The sequence below is a fragment of the Nocardioides sp. Z38_18 genome, assembly GCF_058215695.1.
The window spans coordinates 1,011,656-1,028,748 of the sequence record NZ_JBZAJE010000001.1 but is presented as its reverse complement, the minus strand read 5'-3'; the positions used below and the strand labels follow the sequence as shown (position 1 = coordinate 1,028,748).

Annotated in this window: 15 protein-coding genes; 3 read left to right on the top strand and 12 right to left on the bottom strand. The window is 71.0% G+C overall.

Translation table 11 applies throughout. The features are described from left to right. Positions 1-18 precede the first annotated feature (18 nt). The 5 genes from hisH to AC4BGC_RS04820 form a co-directional block, all read right to left on the bottom strand. Positions 19-657: an imidazole glycerol phosphate synthase subunit HisH gene (gene hisH, locus AC4BGC_RS04840; RefSeq protein WP_490554609.1), complete on the bottom strand. Its 639-nt coding sequence runs from the start codon at positions 655-657 to the stop codon at positions 19-21. Positions 658-704: 47 nt separating this feature from the next. Then, positions 705-1,316, bottom strand: coding sequence for an imidazoleglycerol-phosphate dehydratase HisB (gene hisB / locus AC4BGC_RS04835; RefSeq protein ID WP_490545652.1), 612 nt, complete (start codon positions 1,314-1,316; stop codon positions 705-707). Next, on the bottom strand, positions 1,313-2,440 hold the full coding sequence (locus tag AC4BGC_RS04830) for a histidinol-phosphate transaminase (protein ID WP_490554608.1): 1,128 nt from the start codon (positions 2,438-2,440) through the stop codon (positions 1,313-1,315). The genes hisB and AC4BGC_RS04830 overlap by 4 nt, the downstream gene beginning before the upstream one ends. Then, positions 2,437-3,759, bottom strand: a complete 1,323-nt coding sequence (hisD, locus tag AC4BGC_RS04825) for a histidinol dehydrogenase (protein WP_490554607.1) — start codon at positions 3,757-3,759, stop codon at positions 2,437-2,439. Before hisD ends, AC4BGC_RS04830 begins: the two co-directional genes overlap by 4 nt. 90 nt (positions 3,760-3,849) lie before the next feature. Further along, positions 3,850-4,239 (bottom strand): ankyrin repeat domain-containing protein, encoded by a 390-nt coding sequence (locus AC4BGC_RS04820; RefSeq protein WP_490545657.1) that lies wholly within the window; start codon positions 4,237-4,239, stop codon positions 3,850-3,852. A gap of 72 nt (positions 4,240-4,311) precedes the next feature. Between AC4BGC_RS04820 and AC4BGC_RS04815 the strand changes: the two genes are divergently transcribed. Together AC4BGC_RS04815 and ybaK are read left to right on the top strand one after the other, a co-directional pair. Beyond that, the gene (locus tag AC4BGC_RS04815) at positions 4,312-4,971 is read left to right on the top strand and encodes an LON peptidase substrate-binding domain-containing protein (protein ID WP_490546789.1); all 660 of its coding nucleotides are present in this window, start codon (positions 4,312-4,314) and stop codon (positions 4,969-4,971) included. Further along, positions 4,971-5,471 carry a Cys-tRNA(Pro) deacylase gene (gene ybaK, locus AC4BGC_RS04810; protein WP_490555714.1) on the top strand — a complete coding sequence of 167 codons (501 nt, stop codon included), beginning with the start codon at positions 4,971-4,973 and terminating at the stop codon, positions 5,469-5,471. Before AC4BGC_RS04815 ends, ybaK begins: the two co-directional genes overlap by 1 nt. A gap of 31 nt (positions 5,472-5,502) precedes the next feature. Here the strand turns inward: ybaK and AC4BGC_RS04805 are convergent, their stop codons facing one another. The 7 genes from AC4BGC_RS04805 to AC4BGC_RS04775 form a co-directional block, all read right to left on the bottom strand. Then, positions 5,503-5,925, bottom strand: a complete 423-nt coding sequence (locus AC4BGC_RS04805) for a DUF1810 domain-containing protein (protein ID WP_490554604.1) — start codon at positions 5,923-5,925, stop codon at positions 5,503-5,505. 26 nt (positions 5,926-5,951) lie between these two features. Next, the gene (locus AC4BGC_RS04800) at positions 5,952-6,587 is read right to left on the bottom strand and encodes a hypothetical protein (protein WP_490554601.1); all 636 of its coding nucleotides are present in this window, start codon (positions 6,585-6,587) and stop codon (positions 5,952-5,954) included. After that, a complete protein-coding gene (gene dnaE / locus AC4BGC_RS04795; protein WP_490554599.1) occupies positions 6,584-10,123 on the bottom strand; it encodes a DNA polymerase III subunit alpha in 3,540 nt (1,179 codons plus the stop codon). The genes AC4BGC_RS04800 and dnaE overlap by 4 nt, the downstream gene beginning before the upstream one ends. 146 nt (positions 10,124-10,269) lie before the next feature. After that, entirely contained in the window at positions 10,270-11,130 is an 861-nt protein-coding gene (locus AC4BGC_RS04790) for a GNAT family N-acetyltransferase (RefSeq protein WP_490554598.1), read from the bottom strand. After that, entirely contained in the window at positions 11,120-12,061 is a 942-nt protein-coding gene (locus AC4BGC_RS04785; RefSeq protein WP_490545666.1) for an RluA family pseudouridine synthase, read from the bottom strand. Before AC4BGC_RS04785 ends, AC4BGC_RS04790 begins: the two co-directional genes overlap by 11 nt. Beyond that, complete coding sequence (gene lspA / locus AC4BGC_RS04780) at positions 12,058-12,624, bottom strand: signal peptidase II (protein WP_490545668.1); 567 nt, start codon at positions 12,622-12,624, stop codon at positions 12,058-12,060. The genes AC4BGC_RS04785 and lspA overlap by 4 nt, the downstream gene beginning before the upstream one ends. A 29-nt stretch (positions 12,625-12,653) precedes the next feature. Further along, on the bottom strand, positions 12,654-13,466 hold the full coding sequence (locus AC4BGC_RS04775; RefSeq protein ID WP_490545670.1) for a TraR/DksA family transcriptional regulator: 813 nt from the start codon (positions 13,464-13,466) through the stop codon (positions 12,654-12,656). A 458-nt stretch (positions 13,467-13,924) separates the two neighbouring features. Here AC4BGC_RS04775 and ileS point away from each other — a divergent pair, with 458 nt between their 5' ends. Further along, positions 13,925-17,086 (top strand): isoleucine--tRNA ligase, encoded by a 3,162-nt coding sequence (ileS, locus tag AC4BGC_RS04770; RefSeq protein WP_490554597.1) that lies wholly within the window; start codon positions 13,925-13,927, stop codon positions 17,084-17,086. The last annotated feature ends 7 nt before the right edge of the window (positions 17,087-17,093 follow it).

Below are 17,093 nucleotides of genomic sequence, written 5' to 3'. Positions count from 1 at the left end.
GGGCTCATCGTGCGGGCATCAGGACGTGCCGGGGCGGCGCAGGCTCCGCACCCAGTTCGCCAGCAGACGCGCACCGGCGTCGCCGGACTTCTCGGGGTGGAACTGGGTCGCGGTGAGCGGACCGTTCTCGACCGCGGCCACGAACCGGTCGCCTCCGTGGGAGGCCCAGGTGACCAGCGGCGCCCGGGTGCGGCCGTTCGTGACCAGCGACCAGTCGCGGACACCGTAGGAGTGCACGAAGTAGAACCGCTCGTCCTCGACCCCGGCGAACAGCGTGGACCCGGCGGGCGGCTCCACGGTGTTCCACCCCATGTGGGGTACGACGGGCGCCTGCAGCCGCTCCACGACGCCGGGCCACTCGTCGCAGCCGGCGGTCTCGACGCCGTGCTCGACCCCGCGCTCGAAGAGGATCTGCATCCCGACGCAGATGCCGAGGACCGGGCGCCCGCCGGCTAGGCGGCGCCCGATGATCTCGTGGCCGAAGACGGCACGCAGCCCCTCCATGCACGCGGCGAAGGCGCCCACCCCGGGCACGACCAGTCCGTCGGCGGCCATCGCGGCGTCACGGTCCGCGGTCAGCGTGACCTCGGCACCGGCCCGCTCCAGGGCGCGCACGACCGAGCGCAGGTTGCCGGAGCCGTAGTCGAGGACCACCACCTTCGGGGCGGTGCCTGCGGTGTCCTCGGGGGTGGGGGCGTCGGTGCTCAGAGCGTTCCCTTCGTGGAGGGGACCCCGGTCTCGCGGGGGTCGTAGGCCACGGCGTCGCGCAGGGCGCGGGCGACCGCCTTGAACTGCGACTCGACGAGGTGGTGCGGGTCGCGGCCCGACAGCACCCGCACGTGCAGGGCGATCTGGGCGTGGTGCGCGAGGGTCTCGAAGACGTGCCGGGTCAGCGAGCCGAGGTAGGCGTTGCCGATGGTGACGAACTGCTGGCCCTCGGGCTCGCCGAGGTGCACGCAGTACGGCCGGCCCGAGACGTCCACGGCGCACTGCACCAGGGCCTCGTCGAGCGGCACCAGCGAGTCGCCGAAGCGGCGGATGCCGGACTTGGGCCCGAGCGCGAGCAGCAGCGCGTCGCCGAGCGCGATCGCGGTGTCCTCGACGGTGTGGTGCGCGTCGATGTGGGTGTCGCCCTCGGTCTGGACGGTGAGGTCGAACAGGGCGTGACGCCCGAAGGCGGTGAGCATGTGGTCGTAGAACCCGACGCCGGTGGAGACGTCCGTGCGGCCGGACCCGTCGAGGTCGAGCTCGACGAGCACCTTCGACTCCTTGGTCTCCCGCTCGATGCGTGCGATCCGGTTCGTGCTCGGAGTCATGCTGTCACCTCTCTCATGGCGTCCTTGAACGCCTTCATCTCTGCTGGAGTGCCGATCGAGACCCGCAGCCAGCCCTCCGGTCCGGTCACCCGGATCAGCACGCCGCGGTCGAGCAGCTGCTGCCACACTGCCGCACGATCCGCGAACCGACCGAACAATACGAAGTTCGCGTCGCTCGGCGCGACCTCGTAGCCCTCGGCCAGCAGCCACTCCACGGTCCGGTCGCGCTCCTCGCGCAGCTCCGCGACCTTTCCGAGCAGCTCGTCGGCGTGGCGCAGGGCCGCGTTCGCCACCGCCTGGGTGACCGCCGAGAGGTGGTAGGGCAACCGCACCACCCGGAGCGCGTCGCACAGCTCCGGGGCGGCCGCGAGGTAGCCGAGCCGGGCCCCGGCCAGCGCGAAGGCCTTGCTCATCGTGCGGCTCACCATCAGGTTGCGGTGCTCGGGCAGCAGCTCCAGCGCCGAGGGGGTGCCGGCGCGCCGGAACTCGGCGTAGGCCTCGTCGATCACCACGACGCCGGGCACTGGCTGGTCCTCGGCCAGCTCGCAGAGCTCGCTGATCACCTCGTGCGGCAGCGCCGTCCCGGTCGGGTTGTTCGGGGACGGCAGCAGGATCACGCTGGGCTGGTGCTCGTCGATGAGCCGGCGGGCCTCGTCGAGGTCGAAGCTGAAGTCCTCGTGCCGGCGGCCGGCCACCCAGTTGGTCATCGCGTCGCGGGCGTACTCGGGATACATCGAGTACGTCGGCGCGAACGAGATCGCCGTACGCCCGGGGCCGCCGAAGGCCTGCAGGATCTGCAACATCACCTCGTTGGAGCCGTTCGCGGCCCAGACCTGGGAGGGGGCGATCGTGGTCCCGGCCTCGACGCTGAGGTACGCCGCCAGCCCGCTGCGCAGCTCGGTGAACTCGCGGTCGGGGTAGCGGTTGAGCGTGGCGGCGGCCAGGGTCACTGCCTCGGCGACGTCGTCGACGACAGCTTGGGAGGGACCGTAGGGGTTCTCGTTGACGTTGAGCTGCACCGGCACGTCGAGCTGGGGTGCGCCGTACGGCTCCACGCCCTGGAGCTCCTCACGCAGGGGCGGCCAGCTGGACGCTCCGACCGCTGCGTCCGGGGCGGGCCTCACCGGCGCCCGAAGCGCACGTTGACCGCGGCTCCGTGACCGGGGAGGTCCTCGGCGTCGGCGAGGGTGACGACGTGGTCCGCGACCTCGGCGAGCGCGTCGCGGGAGTACTCCACGACGTGCACCGCCCGCAGGAACGAGCGCACCGAGAGACCCGAGGAGTGGCAGGCGCAGCCGGCCGTGGGCAGCACGTGGTTGGAGCCGGCGCAGTAGTCGCCCAGCGACACCGGCGCCCACGGGCCCACGAAGACGGCGCCCGCGTTGCGCACCCGCGCGGCGACCGCCTCCGCGTCGGCGGTGTGGATCTCGGTGTGCTCGGCGGCGTAGGCGTTGATCACCTCGAGGCCCTGGGTGACGTCGTCGACCAGGACGATTCCCGACTGCACGCCGGACAGGGCGGTGCGCACGCGGTCGGTGTGGCGGGTCGCGGCCACCTGCTTGTCCAGCTCGACCTCGACCTCGTCGGCGAGCCGGACCGAGTCGGTGACCAGCACCGAGGCGGCCATCGGGTCGTGCTCGGCCTGGCTGAGCAGGTCGGCGGCCACGAACGCCGCGTCGGCGGTGTCGTCGGCCAGGATGGCGATCTCGGTCGGCCCGGCCTCGGAGTCGATCCCCACGACGCCCTTGAGCAGCCGCTTGGCGCTGACGGTGTAGATGTTCCCCGGACCGGTGACCAGGTCGACGCGGCGGCACGGGCCGGCGCCGTGGGCGAACATCGCGATCGCCTGGGCGCCGCCGACGGCGTACACCTCGTCGATGCCGAGGAGCTCGCAGGCCGCCATGATCGTCGGGTGCGGGAGCCCGGGGCCGTAGCTCTTGAACGACGTCTTCTGCGGCGAGCTGCTCAGCGCGATGGAGCCGACCTCCGCGACCTGCGCGGGTACGACGTTCATCACCACGCTGGAGACCAGCGGGGCGACGCCGCCCGGCACGTAGAGGCCCACCCGGTCGACCGGGATCAGCCGCTGGATCACGCGGGCGCCCGGGCCGAGGTCGGTGACCACCTCGGTGCCGAGCTCGGCCAGGCAGGTGATCCTCAGACGACGCACGGACTCCTCGAGACCGGCGCGCACCTGGGGGTCGAGGTCGGCCAGTGCCTCGCGGAGCGCCTCACGCGGCACCCGGATGTCGGTCTGCGTGACGCCGTCGAACTGTGCGGCGTACTCCAGGATCGCCTCCACGCCCCGGTCGCGGACACCGTCGCAGATCGGGCGCACCACGTGCTGCGCGGCCTCGACGTCGAAGTCGGCGCGCGGCACCAGGGTGCGGTAGTCGGGAGCAGCGCCGGCGCTGCCGTCCCGGAGGTCGATCCGGCGTATCATGCCGCCCATTCTAGGTGGGCAGCCGAGGCGGCTCCGACCACGGCCCCGGAGGCGGACCGGGCGTGGCCCCACCGCTCCGGAGAGGCGGCGTCAGCGCCGCAGCAGCCCCAGCATCTCGGGGAGGTCGAAGAAGGTCGCGATGGCCACGGCCGACTTCGGGCCGAGGTCGGGGTCGGCACCGGCGTCGAGCAGATCGGTGACGATCTCGGCGCTCTGCCGGAACGCGGCCGCGGCGAGCGCGGTCTGCCCCATGTCGTTGACCCGGCTGTGGTCGGCGCCGCGAGCGATCAGCGCACGCACGACGTCGGGCTGCACGTGGTAGGCCGCGAGGATGAGCAGCGTGTCCCCCTTGCTGTTGGTCAGGTTGACCGGCACGCCCGCATCGAGGACCTCGGTGAGGCCGACCAGGTCACCGTTGCGGGCGTGGTCGAAGGCGGAGGTGACGAACGCCAGCTCCTCGGGGGTCAGTTCGTGGGACACGTCCGAAAACGTACCCCTCGGTGGCGGGAACCCCCGACGACGGGGGCTTGCCCCTAGATTGGCCTCGTGCCCATGGTCCCGCTCTTCCCCCTCAACGCGGTGGTCTTCCCCGGTGTCGCCACCCCGCTGCACATCTTCGAGGAGCGCTACCGCGTGCTGGTGCGCGAGCTGATCGAGGTCGAGGACGCCGCCGACCAGGTCTTCGGCATCCTCGCGATCCGCGAGGGCTACGAGGTCGGCGAGCACGGGATGCAGTCGGCCCACCGGGTCGGCACCCTGGTCCAGCTCACCGAGGTCGAGGCCTACGACGACGGTCGCTACGACATCGAGGTCGTCGGCCGGCAGCGGCTGCGGGTGCTCAACTCCGACAGCTCGGGACCGTTCCTGCGGGGCGAGATCGAGCTGATGCCGGACCAGGACGAGCCGGAGGCCGTCGTCGAGGCAGAGGCGGCGCGCTCGGCGTTCGAGTCCTACCGGCACCAGCTCTCGGACCTGCGCGGCGGTCCGGTGCTCACCGGCGAGCTCCCCACCGACCCGGCGTACCTCTCCTACGCGCTCGCGAGCACCTGCCTGCTCACCCTGCCGCAGCGGCAGGCGCTGCTGGAGGCCGACAGCGCCCAGGTGCGCCTGGGGATGATCCGGCGCACCCTGCACGAGGAGATGCGGGCGATGCGCGCCCTGCCCTCCCTGCCGGCCACCGAGGTCGCCCGGACCCGGTGGTCCCCCAACTGATGGCCCGGCGGTCCCCCGCCTCCAGATCCGGCGGTACGCCGGCCACGCTGGCGCTCGAACGTGCCGGGGTGCCCTTCACGCTGCACCCCTACACCCACGACCGCGCGGCCGCCTCCTACGGCCTGGAGGCCGCCGAGCAGCTGGGGCTGGATCCGACTGCGGTGCTCAAGACGCTGGTGAGCGAGGTCGACGGGCAGCTGACCGTCGCCGTGGTCCCGGTCTCGGGCCAGCTCGACCTGAAGGCGCTCGCAGCCGCGGTCGGCGGCAAGAAGGCCGCCCTGGCCGACCCCGCCGCCGCGGAGCGGACGACCGGCTACGTGGTCGGCGGGATCTCCCCCCTCGGCCAGCGCCGGCAGCTGCCCACCGTCGTGGACCGCTCCGCGCTCGACCGGCCGACCGTCTACGTCAGCGCAGGCAGGCGCGGCCTCGACCTCGGCCTGGCTCCCGCGGACCTGGTCGCCCTGCTGGACGCGACCGTGGCCGACATCGGGCGCCACTGAGCCGTCGTACCCCCGCGTCACAAGGGACTGTTCAGCCGAGGAGCTCGAGGGTCCGGGGGTCCGGGGTGCCGTCGAAGAACCGCTCCAGCACCCCCGTGAAGACGGGCTCGTCGGGCTGCGCGCGGTCGAAGAGGGTCATCGAGGAGCGCAGCTTCATCGCGTCGGTGGACCCGAGCACGTCCTCGGCCCGGGTCTCCCCGGACTCCAGGAGCGCGGCGGCTGCCTCGCGGAGCCGGGGGCCGAGCAGCGGGTGGGCCAGGTAGGCGCGGGCCTCGGCCAGGCCCGAGACGGCGTACTGCTGCGCCGTGGCACTGCGCCCCAGGCCGGCCACCTGCGGGAAGACGAACCACATCCAGTGGCTGGTCTTGCGTCCGCGGCGCAGCTCGGCCACCGCCTGCTCGTAGGTGCCGCCGGAGTCCTGCGCCGTGACGAAACGCTCGAGGTCGAAGTCCATACCTGCCGTCGTACCCACCGAGGGGGTCACCCCAACCGGGGCCGGCCCTGTTCGGGCTCGTTCTGATCAGGGCCGGGCTGCTCGGGGGCTGTCTGCTCGGGGGCCGGCTGCGGCCGGTCGGGGCGACGCAGCACCCACAGGTAGACCAGGGCACCCAGCGCCGCGGCGATCGGCCACGTCCAGGCCACTCCGGGGGCGTGCAGCTTGAGCTGCATCCTCACCTCGGCGCCGTCGGAGAGCCCCTTGAGCGCGGACAGCTCCCGTTCCGGGCCCAGGGCGAGGCCCACCTTGATCATCAGCCACGACGCCAGGCCTGCCCCCAGGGTGACCAGCAGCACCATCAGCAGCGGGTCGCGCCGCCGCCAGGCGAGCAGCACCGCGCCGCTGACCACGCCGGCGACCGCCGCGATCACGAAGAACCACCCGTCGATGCCGGCCTGCTTGACCAGCTCCTCGGGCGCCAGGGTCGCTCCCGCCCCGGTCTTCACCACGGTCGGCAACGGGGTCACCTGCCACCACACGACCGCACCGAGGAGGCCGAGGAGCGCGAACCACACCGCCACCACCAGCACGTCGGCGGCCACGCCCCGCCGGGTCGACGGCCTCCCGGCCGGGCCCGAGGTGAGCACCGGCTCCGAGTCGGGCGGCGAGGGGCGGGTCATCCCAGGCACCCAGGGCCGAGCAGGTGCTTGAGGTCTCCGTAGAGCGCCGGCGAGGCGAAGACCCGCAGCCGGTCGTCGAGCTTGAGCACCCGGGTGCCGCTGCGCGAGACGAGCTTGAGCCGTACCTCGGTCGTGCCCGGGTGCGTGTGCAGCACCTCCTTGAGCTGCTCCACCACCGGCGGGGTGCAGCGGGTGGAGGGCAGCGTGATCACCACCGGCCCGCCGCTCCCCCGGTCGTCCATCACCGGGGCGGAGACGGTCTTGCCGCGGAGCTCGGCCTGGTCCTTGCTGCGGTCCAGGCGGCCCTGCACGGTGACCACGGTGTCCTCGACGAGCAGGGTGCTTGCCAACTGGTAGTCGCTGGGGAACAGCAGCACGTCGATGGCACCCTCGAGGTCCTCGACGGTCACGATGGCCCAGGCGTTGCCGGTCTTGGTCATCTTGCGGGTCACCGAGGTGATCAGGCCGCAGATGGTCGCGAAGGACCCGTCGGGGCGGTCCTCGTCGGTGACGAGCTGGCCGATGGTGCAGTCGGCCGCCGCGGAGAGGACGTGCTCGAGCCCGGTCAGCGGGTGGTCGGAGACGTAGAGGCCGAGCATCTCCCGCTCGTGGCCGAGCAGGGTGCTCTTGTCCCACTCGTCCATGTGGTCGGGTACGACGACCTCGGTGCTCGCACCTCCGACCTCCTCGACGCCGAGCATCTCCATCAGCGAGCCCTGCCCGCCCTCGTCGTTGCGCTTCGCGTCGATGTACTTGTCGACCGCCTCCTCGTGGATCGCCACGATGGCGCGACGCTTGTGCTTCATGTCGTCGAACGCCCCGGCCCGGGCGAGCGAGTCGATCAGCCGCTTGTTGCACACCAGCACGGGGACCTTGGCCATGAAGTCGTTGAAGTCGACGTAGCGGCCCTTCTCCCGCCGCGCCTCGACGATCTGCTCGACGACGTTCCAGCCGACGTTGCGGATCGCGGTCAGGCCGAAGCGGATGTCGGTGCCGACCGGGGTGAAGTTGGCCTCCGACTCGTTCACGTCGGGCGGCAGCACCTTGATCTTCATCCGGCGGCACTCGTTGAGGTAGATCGCCATCTTGTCCTTGTCGTCCTTCACCGAGGTGAGGAGCGCGGACATGTACTCGGCCGGGTAGTTGGCCTTGAGGAACGCGGTCCAGTACGACACCAGGCCGTACGCCGCGGAGTGCGCCTTGTTGAACGCGTAGTCGGAGAACGGCAGCAGCGTGTCCCACAGCGCCTTGATCGCGGCGAAGGAGAACCCCCGCTCGGTCATGCCTGCGGAGAAGGTCGCGAACTGCTTGTCCAGCTCCTCCTTCTTCTTCTTGCCCATCGCCCGGCGCAGCAGGTCCGCCTGGCCGAGCGTGTAGCCCGCCAGCTGCTGGGCGATCGCCATCACCTGCTCCTGGTAGACGATCAGGCCGTAGGTCTCGCCCAGCACCTCCTCGAGTGCCTCGGCCAGCTCCGGGTGCAGCGGCTCGACCGGCTCGCGGCCGGTCTTGCGGCGGGCGTACTTGTTGTGCGAGTCCGCGCCCATCGGACCGGGACGGTAGAGCGCGCCGACCGCGGAGATGTCCTCGAAGGTGTCGGGCTGCATGCTGCGCAGCAGCGCGCGCATCGGGCCGCCGTCGAGCTGGAAGACACCGAGGGTGTCGCCCTTCTGCATCAGCGCGTACGTCGCCGGGTCGGTGAGCTCGAGCTCCTCGAGCACGATCTTCTCGCCGCGGTTGGACTCGATGCTGATCAGGGCGTCGTCGAGGACCGTCAGGTTGCGCAACCCGAGGAAGTCCATCTTGATCAGGCCGAGCTTCTCGCAGGTCGGGTAGTCGAACTGCGTGATCTTGGCGCCGTCGGCGGGCCGCCGCATCACGGGGATCACGTCGAGGAGCGGCTGGCTGGACATGATCACGCCTGCGGCGTGCACGCCCCACTGGCGCTTGAGGCCCTCGAGGCCGATCGCGGTGTCGACCACGGTCTTGACGTCCTGGTCGCCCTCGTAGAGCGCCCGGAACTCACCACCCTCGCCGAAGCGCTTGTGGGCCGGGTCGAAGATCTCCTTGAGCGGCACGTCCTTGCCCATCACCGAGGCGGGCATCGCCTTGGTGATCCGGTCGCCCATCGCGAAGGGGTAGCCCAGGATCCGCGAGGAGTCCTTGACCGCCTGCTTGGCCTTGATGGTGCCGTAGGTGACGATCATCGAGACCCGGTCGTCGCCGTACTTGTCGGAGACGTAGCGGATCACCTCGCCGCGGCGACGCTCGTCGAAGTCGATGTCGAAGTCGGGCATGGAGACGCGGTCGGGGTTGAGGAACCGCTCGAAGATCAGGCCGTGCACGATCGGGTCGAGGTCGGTGATCCGCATCGCGTAGGCCACCATCGACCCCGCGCCGGAGCCGCGGCCCGGCCCCACCCGGATGCCGTTGTCCTTGGCCCAGTTGATGAAGTCGGCGACGACGAGGAAGTAGCCCGGGAAGCCCATCGCGATGATCACGCCGACCTCGTAGTCGGCACGCTTGCGGACCTCGTCGGGGATGCCCTGGGGGTAGCGGAACCGGAGTCCCTTCTCCACCTCCTTGACCAGCCAGGAGTTCTCGTCCTCGCCCTCGGGGACCGGGAACCGGGGCATGTAGGTGCCGTTGCCCTCGGTGAACTCCACGTCGCAGCGCTCAGCGATCAGCAGCGTGTTGTCGCACGCCTCGGGCAGGCCGTTGCGCACCGCCCACAGGTCGCGCATCTCGGCCGGTGACTTGATGTAGTAGCCGTCGCCGTTGAACCGGAACCGCTTCGGGTCGCTCATCACGCTGCCCGAGGAGACGCAGAGCAGGTGCTCGTGGGAGGGCGCGTCGCGCTGGTGCACGTAGTGGGAGTCGTTGGTGGCGACCGGCGGGATCGCGAGGTCCTTGCTCAGCCGCAGCAGCCCGTCACGGACCCGGGTCTCGATGTCGAGACCGTGGTCCATCAGCTCGAGGAAGTAGTTGTCCTTGCCCAGGATGTCCTGGAAGTCCCCGGCGGCCTGGCGGGCCTTCTCGTAGTCACCGATCCGCAGCCAGGTCTGCACCTCGCCCGAGGGGCACCCGGTGGTGGCGATCAGGCCATCGGCGTACTCGGTGAGCAGCTCGCGGTCCGCGCGCGGCTGGTAGAAGAACCCCTCCATCGAGGCCCTGGAGGAGAGCCGGAACAGGTTGTGCATCCCCGCGGTGGTCTCGGCGAGGAGCGTCATGTGGGTGTAGGCGCCCGAACCGGAGACGTCGTCGTTGCCGCCGTCGTTCCACCGCACCCGCTTCTTGTCGAAGCGCGAGGTGTTCGGGGTGAAGTAGGCCTCCATCCCGATGATGGGCTTGACCCCCGCCGAGCGCGCCTTGGACCAGAAGTCGTAGGCCCCGAACACGTTGCCGTGGTCGGTCATCGCGATGGCGTCCATGCCGAGCTCGGCCGTGCGCGCGAACATGTCGCCGAGCCGGGCGGCCCCGTCGAGCATGGAGTACTCGGTGTGGACGTGCAGGTGGACGAATCCATCTTTGCTCGACATGGAGCGCGATCAGCCCTTCCCGGAGCTCAGTCGTTCGATACCCGTCTTCAGCACGGGCGCGGCCAGTGGTCGGCGCCCGGTCGTGCGGGGAAGAAGGTCAGCGTACGTCAGCCTGACAGGCCCCCCTGACAGGACACGGGCGTCGGTCAGGGGGGTCCGGAGGCCTCCGGGGACCCGTCGTGAGACCCGTCACGGGACCCCTCGCCGGGCCGGTCACCGGGTCGGTCGCCGGCCTCCCAGGCGGCCAGGCTCTCCTCGATGATCGTGTGCATCACCCGGGCGATCCGGTCGGCCCCCAGCCCGGGCACGTGCCGGGCCATCCGGGCCACGATCTCGGCCTCGCGGCCGGCGTCACGGCCCTGCTCCCCCGCGGCCGCGCCACTGCTCAGCTTGTGGTCCTGCACCGCGGCCGTGAGCGCCGTACGCCGGGCCAGGAGCACGGCGAGCTCGTCGTCGACGAGGTCGATGCGGCCGCGCAGGTAGGCCAGCGGCTCCTCGCCCGGCCAGGCCATGGCCACGTCGGGAGTGCCGTCGGGGTAGCTGCTGCCGTCGGTGTGCTCGAGCTCGACCAGCCCGCGCCTGGCGTAGAAGGCCCGGGCGCGGGTGTTGGCCCGGTGCACCCTGAGCCCGAAGCCGCGCGGTCGCAGGCCCTTGACCAGGTCCAGGAGGGCGGCGCCCACGCCGGCCGCCGGGCGCTCGGGATGGACGTAGAGCAGGTCGATCCACTCGTCCTCGATCAGCACGAACCCGAGGAGGACCTCCTCACGTGCGGCGACCCACAGCTCCCGGCCGGGCAGGTCGAGCAGGGCCAGGAGCCAGGCACGGACCTCCTCCGCGGAGCGCACGTCCTCCGGCAGGCCGGGTCCGCCTGCGGAGGCGCGGTAGACCTCGCAGAGCTCGTCCAGGTCCTCGAGGTGTCCCGGACGCAGCGCGAAGTCCTCGAAGTCCTCGAGGTCGGCGTCGACGGCCTCCCCAGCCGGCTGCGCCGGCCGGTCCTCAGCGCTCATCGCGCAGGATGTCCAGGGCTTGCGCCAGGTCGTCGGGGTACGGCGAGGAGTAGTGCACCTGCTCCCCCGTGCCGGGGTGCTCGAAGCCGAGCCCGACCGCGTGCAGCCACTGCCGCTCCAGGCCGACCCGCTGGGCGAGCGTGGGGTCGGCGCCGTAGGTCAGGTCGGCGACGCACGGGTGCTTCAGGGCGGCCATGTGCACCCGGATCTGGTGGGTGCGGCCGGTCTCGAGGTGGACCTCCAGCAGGCTGGCGAACCGGTGCGCCTCGAGCGTGGAGTAGTGGGTGACGCTGTGCTTGCCGTCCTCGCGCACCGCGAACTTCCAGTCCGACTTGGTGTGCCGCCCGATGGGCGCGTCGATGGTGCCCTCGAGCGGGTCAGGATGCCCCTGCACCAGGGCGTGGTAGGTCTTGTCGACCTGCCGGTGACGGAAGGCGTTCTTCAGCACCGAGTAGGCGCGCTCGCTCTTCGCGATCACCATCACTCCCGAGGTGCCGACGTCGAGGCGCTGCACGATCCCCTGCCGCTCGGGGGCACCGCTGGTGGCGATCTGGTAGCCGGCACCGCGCAGGTGCCCCACGACGGTCGGCCCGGTCCACCCCATCGAGGGGTGTACGGCGACCCCGACCGGCTTGTCGATGACCACGATCTCGTCGTCGTCGTGGATGATCCGGATCCCCTCGACCACCTCGGCGACCACGTCGAGGGGGTCCTCCTCGCGGGGGAAGGTCACCTCGAGCATCGTGCCGGGCACGAGCCGGTCGGACTTGGCGGCAGGGTGCCCGTCGAGCTGCACGAGGGCCTGGGCGACCAGCTCGGCCGCCTTGCTCCGGGAGATGCCGAACATGCGGGCGAGGGCCACGTCGACGCGCTCGCCGCCGAGCCCCTCGGGGACGTGGACGGTGCGATGCTCTCCACTCCGGGCGGTCATCGCTTCTTCTTCCGTGGTTCGTGGGGGATGCGGTTGCCGTCGAGGTCGATGCCGCGGACGAGCAGGATCACGAGCAGGACCCCGGCGGCGTTGATGCAGATGTCGGCGATGTTGAACACCGGCCAGTTGGGCAGCGCGAAGAAGTCGACCACATGGCCGTGGAACGGGCCCGGGGCCCGGAACATCCGGTCGATGAGGTTGCCGACGACCCCTGCGAACAGGAGCCCGAGCGCGATCGCCCAGGGCCGGTACCTGACCCGCAGGAGGTAGTAGCCCACCACCACCGTCGCCACGATGGCCACACCCGTGATCACGGGCGTGAACGAGGCGCCGGCGCTGAAGGCGGCCCCCGGGTTGCGCACCAGTCGCAGCTGCAGGAACGAGCCCAGCACCTCCACCGGTGCCCGACCGGTCAGCTCCCGCACCGCGAGCTGCTTGGTGAGCAGGTCGGCGGCCAGGGCGATCACCGCGACGGCCAGGGCGAGACCGGTGGCCGAGCGGCCCGGACGGCCCGAGCCGCTGGGTGCATCGGACCCGTCAGAGCCGGTGGGTCCGGTGGGCATGGTGGGCGTGCGGGGGTCCTCCTCGGTGCTCAGCGACGCTCCTCGCGCTGCTTGCAGCTCAGGCACAGGGTGGCGCGCGGGAAGGCCATCAACCGGTTCTTGCCGATCGCGTTCCCGCAGTCCTCGCACTGTCCGTAGCTGCCGTCGGTGATCCGGTGCAGGGCGTGCTGGGACTGCTCGAGCATGTCGCGGGCGTTGTTGACGATGACCATCTCCTGGTCACGCTCGAAGGAGGCCGAGCCGACGTCTGCCTGGTCGTTGCCGGCGCCCTCGCCGGAGTTCGCGATCATGCCGGCGAGGTCTTCCTCGACCTCGGCGAGCTCGCTGGTGAGCCGCTTCACGTCGTCGTCGAGCTGGACGCGGACCTCCTTGAGCTCGGTCTTGGTCCAGGGGTCCTCCTGCTCGAGGACCACCAGGTCGGTCGGCATCGCCGATCCTGTGGTCGCCGGCGCCGTCGTACGCGCTGCGCTCTTAGGGGTCACGGCCTTCTCCACTTTCGTCTTCGCCGACAGCTTCTTCGCCGGCATCTTCTTGGCCGGGGCCTTCTTCGTCGGGCTCTTGCTCACGGTGCTCTTCTTGACTGGCCGCTTCTCGACCGGGCTCTTCTTCGCGGGGGCCTTCTTGGCGACGGCCTTCTTGGCCGTGCCGTTCGTCGCCGCGCTGGTCTTCGTGGGGGACTTCTTCGTCGTGCCGTTCTTCTTGGCGGCCTTCTTCGCCGTGCCGTTCTTCGCCGTCGAGACCGCCGGTGCCGCGGCCTCCGCTGCCGCGGCTCCACGACCCACCACCTTGCGCGCTGCGGCGCCCGCGAGCCGGGTCAGGGACTTCCTGCTCGCTGGTGCCATGGCTCGACCTGCCCCCTACCGGGTGATGGATATGAGCTGCGTCATACGTGCTGGCAGAGGATATGTTGCTGGTTCAAGCCCTTCAACCTGGTCGTCCGGCAGCGCCGGCCACCAGGGTCGTAGAACTCTCCCACAGTTCTGGCACACTGGACCCACCGCAAGGCGTGGAAGGGACCAAGGACCCGGTTGCACGGCCACGAGCGAGCCGGGGATGGTGTGAGCCCGGTGGCACGGCAGCCGGTGACATCACCCCGGAGCCGCTGGAAGAAACGCGGACGGCTGCTCGGGTCGTCCCGGACTAGAACCAGCTGCGGTGAGACCCAGCCGGGTCGCCCATGAAGTGGGTCGGCGAGCAGGTGGCGCCGGCCAAGGAGGGTGGTACCGCGGGGCACGGCGTACGCCGCTCCTCGTCCCTTCGGTTCGATACGAGAGCACCGACCCGAAGACGAAGGACAGCCGTGAGCGCGTACCGCCCCGTCCCCCCGCAGGTCGACCTGCCTGAGCTCGAGTCCGGCGTGCTGGACTTCTGGAACCAGGAACAGGTCTTCGAGAAGTCCGTGGCGCGCAACGCCGGCGCGGAGACCTGGACCTTCTACGAGGGCCCGCCCACGGCCAACGGCCGCCCCGGCACCCACCACATCGAGTCCCGCACGTTCAAGGACGTCTTCCCCCGCTTCAAGACGATGCAGGGCTACCAGGTGAACCGCAAGGGCGGCTGGGACTGCCACGGCCTGCCCGTCGAGCTCGCCGTGGAGAAGGAGCTCGGCTTCTCCGGCAAGGCCGACATCGAGGCGTTCGGCATCGCGGAGTTCAACGAACGCTGCCGCGAGTCGGTTCAGCGCCATGTCGACCTCTGGGAGCAGATGACCGACCGGATGGGCTGCTGGCTCGACATGCGCCAGCCCTACCGGACGATGGACTCCGAGTACGTCCAGTCGGTGTGGTGGGCCCTGAAGCAGATCCACGGCAAGGGGCTGCTGGTCGAGGACTACCGCGTGGCGCCGTACTGCCCGCGCGACGAGACCGGCCTCTCCGACCACGAGGTCGCCCAGGGCTACGAGACCGTCACCGACCCCAGCGTCTACGTCCGGTTCCCGCTGACCTCCGGTCCGTGGGCCGAGCGCGGCGCCGCCCTGCTGGTGTGGACCACCACCCCCTGGACCCTGGTGTCGAACACCGCCGTGGCGGTGCGGCCCGACGTCACCTACGTCCTGGCCACCGACGGCACCGAGCGCCTCGTGGTGGCCGAGCCCCTCGTCGGGGCCGCTCTGGGCGAAGGCTGGACCGTGGAGGCCACGGTGACCGGTGCGGAGATGGAGCGCTGGACCTACCAGCGGCCCTTCGAGCTGGTCGAGTTCCCGGCGGTCGAGGAGGGCGCCACCGCGCCCCACCTGGTCGTGCTGGCCGACTACGTCACCACCGAGGACGGCACCGGCCTGGTGCACCAGTCCCCCGCCTTCGGCGCCGACGACATGGAGGTGTGCCGCTCCTACGGGCTGCCGATCGTCGTACCCGTCGGCTCCGACGGCCACTTCGCCCAGGACATCCCCCTGGTCGGCGGCCAGTTCTTCAAGCACGCGGACGCCGACCTGGTGCGCGACCTCGAGTCGCGTGGCCTGATGTTCCGGCACGTGCCTTACGAGCACAGCTATCCGCACTGCTGGCGCTGCCACACCGCGCTGATGTACTACGCCCAGCCCTCCTGGTACGTCCGCACCACCCAGATCAAGGACGCCCTGCTCCGGGAGAACGAGAAGACCAGCTGGTACCCCTCGACGATCAAGCACGGCCGCTACGGCGACTGGCTGGAGAACAACATCGACTGGGCGCTCTCGCGAAGCCGCTACTGGGGTACGCCGCTGCCGATCTGGCGCTGCGAGGAGGGGCACCAGACCTGCATCGGCTCGCTCGAGGAGCTCTCCGGCCTGACCGGCACCGACCAGTCCGGGCTCGACCCGCACCGGCCGTTCATCGACGAGGTCGTCTTCGCGTGCCCGACCTGCGGCCAGCAGGCCCGACGGGTGCCCGAGGTGATCGACGCGTGGTTCGACTCCGGGTCGATGCCGTTCGCGCAGTGGGGCTACCCCCACGTCGAGGGCTCGGAGCAGATGCTCGAGCAGGCCTACCCCGCCGACTTCATCTGCGAGGCGATCGACCAGACCCGCGGCTGGTTCTACACCCTGATGGCCGTCGGGACGCTGGTCTTCGACGAGTCGTCGTACCGCAACGTGCTCTGCCTGGGCCACATCCTGGCCGAGGACGGGCGCAAGATGTCCAAGCACCTCGGCAACATCCTCGAGCCGATCCCGCTGATGGAGGAGCACGGAGCAGACGCGGTCCGCTGGTTCATGGCGGCCGGAGGCTCCCCGTGGGCGGCGCGTCGCGTCGGGCACACCACGATCCAGGAGACGGTCCGCAAGGTGCTGCTGACCTACTGGAACACCGTGGCCTTCCACGTGCTCTACGCCAACCTCGCCGACTGGACGCCCGGCGGGACGGTGCCCCCGCCCGCGGAGCGGCCCGTGCTGGACCGGTGGGCGCTCTCGGAGGCCCACCGCCTGGTGGGCGAGGTGACCACCGCGATGGAGAACTTCGACACCCAGCGCGCCGGGTCGCTGCTCTCGGCGTACGTCGACGACCTGTCGAACTGGTACGTACGGCGCTCCCGCCGGCGGTTCTGGAACGGCGACCCCGCAGCCTTCGCGACGCTGCACGAGTGCCTGCGGATCACCACCCAGCTGATGTCGCCGATGGCGCCGTTCATCACCGAGCGGGTGTGGGGCGACATGTTCGCAACGACCGAGTCGGACCTGCCGGTCTCGGTGCACCTCTCCCAGTGGCCCACCCAGGACCCCGCACTCGTGGACGCCGAGCTGACCGGCTCGATGAAGCTGGTGCGGCGACTGGTCGAGCTCGGTCGGGCCGCACGCGCGGAGGCCAAGATGAAGACCCGGCAGCCGCTGCGGCGCGCCCTGGTCGCATCAGCTGCCTACGACCGGCTCAGCCCCGAGCTGCGCGCCGAGGTGGCCGAGGAGCTGAACATCGGCGGCCTGGAGCCGCTCTCGGCCGCCGGCGCCGACCTGGTCGACCACACGGCGAAGGGCAACTTCCGCGCCCTGGGCAAGCGGTTCGCCAAGGACACCCCGCGGGTGGCGGCCGCGATCGCGGCCGCCGACGCCGAGGCGCTGGCTGCAGCGCTCGCCGCCGACGGCGTGGCCACCGTCGACCTCGACGGTGCGCCGGTGGAGGTGACCAGCGACGAGGTGATCGTCTCCGAACGCCCCCGCGAGGGCTGGTCGGTGGTCAACGAGCAGGGTGAGACCGTGGCCCTCGACCTCGAGATCACCGCGGAGCTGCGCCGGGCCGGACTGGCCCGTGAGGTGGTGCGGATGATCCAGGAGGCCCGCAAGGGGACCGGGTTCGAGGTCTCCGACCGGATCACCGTCTCCTGGGCGGCGCTCGACTCCGGGGACGCGGAGCTCGCCGCGGCCATGGCCGAGCACGGCGACCTGATCGCCGAGGAGGTGCTGGCCTCGGGGATCCTGGAGAGCTCGGATCCCGAGGCCCTCGAGCACCGCGACGCCGAGCTCGGACTGGCCTTCAGCGTCCAGCGCGTCTGAGGACGCG

Excerpts from the sequence above, each read along its gene's own strand:
- AC4BGC_RS04815 (WP_490546789.1), top strand. The coding sequence starts at position 4,312 with ATGGTCCCGCTCTTCCCCCTCAACGCGGTGGTCTTCCCCGGTGTCGCC.
- dnaE (WP_490554599.1), bottom strand. The coding sequence starts at position 10,123 with ATGTCGAGCAAAGATGGATTCGTCCACCTGCACGTCCACACCGAGTAC.
- lspA (WP_490545668.1), bottom strand. The coding sequence starts at position 12,624 with ATGCCCACCGGACCCACCGGCTCTGACGGGTCCGATGCACCCAGCGGC.
- AC4BGC_RS04805 (WP_490554604.1), bottom strand. The coding sequence starts at position 5,925 with ATGGACTTCGACCTCGAGCGTTTCGTCACGGCGCAGGACTCCGGCGGC.
- AC4BGC_RS04790 (WP_490554598.1), bottom strand. The coding sequence starts at position 11,130 with ATGAGCGCTGAGGACCGGCCGGCGCAGCCGGCTGGGGAGGCCGTCGAC.
- hisB (WP_490545652.1), bottom strand. The coding sequence starts at position 1,316 with ATGACTCCGAGCACGAACCGGATCGCACGCATCGAGCGGGAGACCAAG.
- AC4BGC_RS04785 (WP_490545666.1), bottom strand. The coding sequence starts at position 12,061 with ATGACCGCCCGGAGTGGAGAGCATCGCACCGTCCACGTCCCCGAGGGG.
- AC4BGC_RS04800 (WP_490554601.1), bottom strand. The coding sequence starts at position 6,587 with ATGACCCGCCCCTCGCCGCCCGACTCGGAGCCGGTGCTCACCTCGGGC.
- hisD (WP_490554607.1), bottom strand. The coding sequence starts at position 3,759 with ATGATACGCCGGATCGACCTCCGGGACGGCAGCGCCGGCGCTGCTCCC.
- ybaK (WP_490555714.1), top strand. The coding sequence starts at position 4,971 with ATGGCCCGGCGGTCCCCCGCCTCCAGATCCGGCGGTACGCCGGCCACG.
- AC4BGC_RS04775 (WP_490545670.1), bottom strand. The coding sequence starts at position 13,466 with ATGGCACCAGCGAGCAGGAAGTCCCTGACCCGGCTCGCGGGCGCCGCA.